Genomic DNA, 5,318 nt, shown 5'->3' with positions numbered 1-5,318 from the left:
CGCCCACAGAGCGGGAACAGGCGCTGGCTCAGGGGCTGCGCACCCTGCGCCGCCAAATGGCACTGGAAGAGGAAGCCGCCAGACAGGTGGTTGTAAGCCATATGCTGACAGAAGCGGCCCGCTGGCGCGAAAGCTACAAGGCGCAAATGGTGCTGGCCCGCAACGGCCTGCTGGACACTGCGCCCGGCATGGATATTACCGGAACTGTCATTGAGGCCATGAACCTGCATGAACCCGCATTTGCAGCCCTGCCCACGGTACATGTTGAGGGCGGCGACAGCGCGGCGGCAAAAGATACGGAGCATTCTGCACCTTCGGTCAAGCAGAGCCAGCCGGCCGAAACAGGACCAGCCCCCAAAAAGCGGTAGCCTCATATCCGTGGCGGGCGACTGCTCCCGCGTTCGCCAGAGCAATTTCAAAGTTCAAATGCTCCGGAGCAGACCCACTTTGAAATGCTTCACATTTCAAGGTTTTCATTCAGCCGGAAAATGCCCTTCCCAAACAAGCCAAGGCCCCTTTTTTCAGCAGCTGAAAAAAGGGGCCTTGCAAAAAACCGAAACAACCTCTTGCCCGCCGGGGCCAAGAACTCAGCTATTCCGCGGGGGCGGTTTCGCTTTTTTCTGCCTGTCCGTTTTCATCAACGGGCTTGAGGCTGTGCATGTATATCTGCTGCGGGCCGTCAGTGCATTGGGGAACCTGAAGCCCGATGCGCTCGCGCGAATTGATGACAATGGGTCCGGCCAGATTGAGTGCCGCCTCGCCGGGTTGCCCGGCGGGGATGGCAACCGTCACCAGAACAGCGGCCTCATCCAGGCACGAGATGCGCAAAAGCTGCTTTTCGGCTTCGCCCATGGCAGGCGCATACGCGCCTTTTTCCATAAAACTGTAGGGGTCGGCCACCAGCAGGCCCACCACAGGATTATTCATGCTTTGCAGGATAAGCAAAGGGGCTTCGGGCCGAATCTGCAGCAGTATGAAGTCCCGTTCATTTTCAAAACCGGCCAGCCCGCGCGGAAAATGTACAACCTTGTCGGCATCGACGCTCCGGCGGCCAAGGCGGGTGTCGATTTCTATTTCTTTGTTTCGTGCCATAATTCAGCAGCCACCATAAGGTCGTTGTTACTGGTTTCAAGGGCGCGGCGGTTTTCCTCCACAACCCGTTTATACACTTCCTCGCGGTAAACGGTTGTGTCGCCCGGCACTTCCAGGCCAAGCTTGACCTGTTTGCCCTGCATACCCAGAACGGTTATGCGTATATTTTCACCCAGGTACAGGCTTTCACCCGGGCGGCGCGTCAGTATAAGCATAGATGCTACCTGTTAGATGTACTTGGCAAGGCTCAACTGCATAATCATTGAAGAAGACTGAAGCACCGTCTGGTACGTCAACTGCTGCCGCGTCAGCTTTGCCAGCAGCTCTGTCAGGTCAATGTCTTCAGTGTAGCTCAATCGCTCTTCCTGGTCCAGCTTTTGAAAGCTGAGCACGTCCTGCGCCATGCTGACGCGGTTTTCCAGTCCGCCGATGCGGGCTTCCTGCGCAAGAATATGGGCCTGGGCCTGTTCGATGGCGGCCAGGCTTTTCTGGCAGCCTTCCTGATTGTTGTTTTCGCAGTAAGCGATGAATTCGCCCACCACTTCAAAAAGATTCTTGCCGCCCTCAAGCGACGGCTGGCCGTCATAGTAGCCCCCGAAAATATCCTTGCCCACGTTGTTCACGGAGATGTAGGTTCCCTGCATGATCTCCAGATTCAGGTTGGCGCGCGAGGGATGGATGAGCACCTGCGTACCCGCCTTGATCTGCGTTGTCGCCGGGATAATGCCTGTGGTGTCCATATCCATATAACCGCCGGGAACCGGCAGGCGAACCGTGCCGCCCCCCGTGGTCTGCCCCGAAGCCGTGACCCAGGTTCCGCCGTTGTCCAGACTGTAGGAATAGTTGAACGCCGTACCCGTGGTCCCAAGATCCACGTCAGTGTCCATACGCACCAGCACGTTATTGCCGAAAGCGCCGTAGGCCTTTGTTTCCAGCCCGGCGGGACCGCCCATGACGGTCATTTCCGGCGGCGGATCGTTATCGTCGCCCTGATAGACGGCCGTGGGGCGTATATACACGAGCGTGCCGTTGTTGGCGCCGGGGCCAAGGCTTATATCCGCCGCGCTGACGGCCATGTCCTGGTTCATGGTGATGGTCACGCCGTCGGCCACCAGCGTGCGGCTGCCCGCCGCCACGGTTTCGGTTTTCCAGGTTTCGCCGCCGTCCTTGGACCAGCGATATGTCAGCGCGTTAGCGCCAAGAGTGCCGGTATCCGTGAACTGCACCATCATGGAGCTGTTGCTTGCGCCTTCAATGGAGTAGTTGCCCCCGCTGATCGCGGTATTCCACGTATCGTCCCAGCAGGTCAGGCCCAGGCCCTGCTCAAAGGCATTGAGGTCATAGCGCTGCCCGCCAAAGATGCTTTTGCCGTTAAACTGCGTGTTGGACAGATTGAGTATCTGACCGAAAATTTCGCGCGCCTCCTCGGCAATGAGCTTGCGCTGATCGGCCGTGGTTCCTGTGGCGGCCTGCTCCATGCGGCTCTTGAGGCTGATGATGGTATTGCTCAGTTGCGTTCCAAGCACGCTGTCCGCCAGCTCAAGCCAGCCCTTGGCCGTATCGCAGTTGGACTGATACTGCTTGGTTGCGCTGATATCATCCCGTGTCATGAGCACACGATACATGCCCGCAGGATCGTCGGAAGGACGGTTGATCTTTTTCTGCGTTGAGCCTTGCTCGTTACTTTCCATATATGCAGAAAGGCTTTTCTGCATCTGCCCCACCATGGTATTGTACATGGAGCTTTGTGTTACGCGAATGGACATGGCAACTCCTTGAGCATATTCCCGCCGGAAAATACGTGTCCGCCTGATGCAAGGCTCTGGTACAGCCACGGACAGGCATGAAGATATTGCGCCTGCTATCCGGGCTTGACCCGGCGGTTCAGATCAGTTCGTCCGCTCCCGCGTCCGCCAGAGGAATTTCAAGAAGAAATTGCTCTACTGCTTGAGGCCCAGCAGGGTTTGCAGCATCTGGTCGGCAGTGGTGATAAGCTTTGCCGCCGCCGTGTAAGAGTGCTGATACTTTATGAGGTTGGACATTTCCTCATCCAGGTTCACCCCTGTCACCGAGGTCACGCGGTCTTCAAGGTCGGTGGACAGGGCCGTGTGATATTCCGAATTGGTCTTGGCAAGCCGCCTGTCAGCGCCCACGGTGGTCACCAGCGTGGCGTAATACTCACCGATGCTCTGGTTGCTCACGGTCTTCCAGGTGGTGGAGACCGTCACCTTTTTGCCGGCAAGCTCCCCGATGGCCGTGGCAGTGACGTTATCGCCCTTGTTGGCCTGATTCTGCCCGTTCACGGCCCCGGCGGCGATCAGGTTGACATTGGTGTGCAACTGGCTGCTGACCGCCATGTTGGTGGCGCTGTCGCCCGTAAAAAACGTGTTGATGCCCAGCGCGGCCATAAGCCCAGTGCTGTCCACCCCCATAGCAAAACTCACGTTACAGGCCGGATTGGCCTCTATGAGCAACTTGCCGTCCTGAATGGTCGCCTTGAGCATGTTCAGGCCGGGCGCGTTCTTGTCGGCAAAGCTGCTGTTGATGACGTTGCATACGTCCTGCAGGGTGTGCTGCGCCGGGTCAAAGTTTACGGTTCCGGGCGGAGTGATGGAGCTGAAGTCCAGTGTATTGACGCCGGTATCCGTTTCGCGAAAAGCGCCGGTGGTCTTGTCGTAAAAATAGATGTTCACGTTGCCGCTTTGCAGCTTGTCCGCATAGGGCAGGATGGCCTGGGGCGAACCGAGGGGCTGCTGCGTGCTCTGCACCATCTGCGAACCCTGGGCATAGCTGAGCATTTCCGTGCCGGTTCCCTGACTGTGAAGGCGGTTGACCTCCCAGATAAGGGACGAAGCCACGGCATTAAGCTCGTCGAGATAGCGGCCGCAGTTGTCGTCACGCACGGTGAAGTATGAGCTCAGCTTGCCGCCGGTAACGCGGTTCCTGTTTTCCGAACCGTCAAAAAAGGTCTGGGGCGTCACGTTCTGCGGGCCGCGCGTAGGCTCTATCCAGTACAGGCCGCTCATGGGCATGATGTCGAACTGGTCGCCCGCAGTGAAATTGTCTGTGGCGGTGAAGGAAATCTTGAGATTCTTCACCTGTACGGGGTCCGCCTTGCCGTCGCCGTCGGTGTCGGTGATCTCGAAGCGCATTTCCTTGCCGTCTTCGTCACGCAGCCAGGTCTTGCCGCCGTCGAGCGACACGCGGAAGCTGGGCGGGGGCACATCGCCCGCCTTGCCGCCGGTAACGATATCCACGGTGTATTCGTGGTTGTCCGTACCCTGAAATTCAACGGCGCCCTTATAGGCCGATCCGACGCTCAGATGACTTTCGGCGCGCGGCCCCATCACTTCGAGCACATTGACGTTCTGCCCCTGCACCAACGGCTGGCCGGTGGTGAGCTGCACGGTGAAGTTGCCCTTGCCGTTGTCGATGGTCTCCACATCCACAAGGCTTGCCAGCTCGCGCACCATCTGGTCGCGCTGGTCAAGCAGCGCGTTGGGATTGCTCACGCCGTCAACGGTATTGGTGGTGATCTGCCTGTTGAGGTCGGCAATGCCTTTGGACAGGGCATTGATGCGGTCCACAGACTGCTTGATGGAAACATCCATCTCGTTCTGGATGGCTTTGAGCCCTGCCGCAGTGCTGCTGAACATGTCGCTCAGGTTGTCGGCCTGCGAAAGCAGGCTTTCACGATAGGCATTGTCGTCAGGCAACTGGGTAAGATCTTGCCAACCCTTGAAAAAATTATCCAGAGACGAGCTTATGCCCGCCCGGTTGGATTCGTTGAACAGGTTTTCCACCGAAGAAAGCACCATGTCCTGCTCTTTCCAGCGGGAAGAGTTGGTGGACTGGCGCACATAGGAGCGCTCAAGAAAGGCGTCAAAAAAGCGCAGGATCTGCTGGGCATTGACGCCAAGACTTTCGCCGCCCGGTTTGGCGGTGATGGTTCCGGCGTCACGCTGGTCTACATACCGGCGGGAATAGCCCTCGGTATCGGCGTTGGCAATATTGCTGCCGGTAACCGATATCCACGCCTGTGAAGCTCCAAGAGCTGTCTTGCCGATATTGAGCAGACCGTTAAGCATGACCTAGAGCCTCCCTGAGATAAGCGCCGCCTCGGGATGATTCTGTACGCGCATGCCGCCGCGGCGGCCGTAGGTTTCCGCCTTGGGGGGCATGGCCTGGCTTGTGAGAGCCTGGAGCGTGCGGCTGCTCTGGTCGAG

General features: G+C 58.1%; 5 protein-coding genes. 1 reads left to right on the top strand and 4 read right to left on the bottom strand.

The window, feature by feature from the left end; all coding sequences use genetic code 11:
• Nucleotides 1–368 (top strand): hypothetical protein (locus V6C07_RS09550; protein WP_442891932.1); only part of this gene is annotated, 368 nt, incomplete at its 5' end.
• Nucleotides 369–591: 223 nt separating this feature from the next.
• Here V6C07_RS09550 and fliW read toward each other — a convergent pair.
• The 4 genes from fliW to flgK form a co-directional block, all read right to left on the bottom strand.
• A complete protein-coding gene (fliW, locus tag V6C07_RS09545; RefSeq protein WP_333536198.1) occupies nt 592–1,092 on the bottom strand; it encodes a flagellar assembly protein FliW in 501 nt (166 codons plus the stop codon).
• The gene (gene csrA, locus V6C07_RS09540; RefSeq protein ID WP_012625619.1) at nt 1,071–1,307 is read right to left on the bottom strand and encodes a carbon storage regulator CsrA; all 237 of its coding nucleotides are present in this window, start codon (nt 1,305–1,307) and stop codon (nt 1,071–1,073) included. The genes fliW and csrA overlap by 22 nt, the downstream gene beginning before the upstream one ends.
• A gap of 12 nt (nt 1,308–1,319) precedes the next feature.
• Nucleotides 1,320–2,858, bottom strand: coding sequence for a flagellin N-terminal helical domain-containing protein (locus V6C07_RS09535; RefSeq protein ID WP_333536197.1), 1,539 nt, complete (start codon nt 2,856–2,858; stop codon nt 1,320–1,322).
• Nucleotides 2,859–3,032: 174 nt separating this feature from the next.
• Nucleotides 3,033–5,180, bottom strand: a complete 2,148-nt coding sequence (flgK, locus tag V6C07_RS09530) for a flagellar hook-associated protein FlgK (RefSeq protein WP_333536196.1) — start codon at nt 5,178–5,180, stop codon at nt 3,033–3,035.
• Between the last annotated feature and the right edge of the window lie 138 nt (nt 5,181–5,318).

The organism is Desulfovibrio sp. 1214_IL3152, from assembly GCF_036763055.1.
In the GTDB taxonomy this organism is placed as follows: Bacteria; Desulfobacterota; Desulfovibrionia; order Desulfovibrionales; family Desulfovibrionaceae; genus Desulfovibrio.
This window is presented reverse-complemented; position numbering and strand designations above follow the sequence as displayed.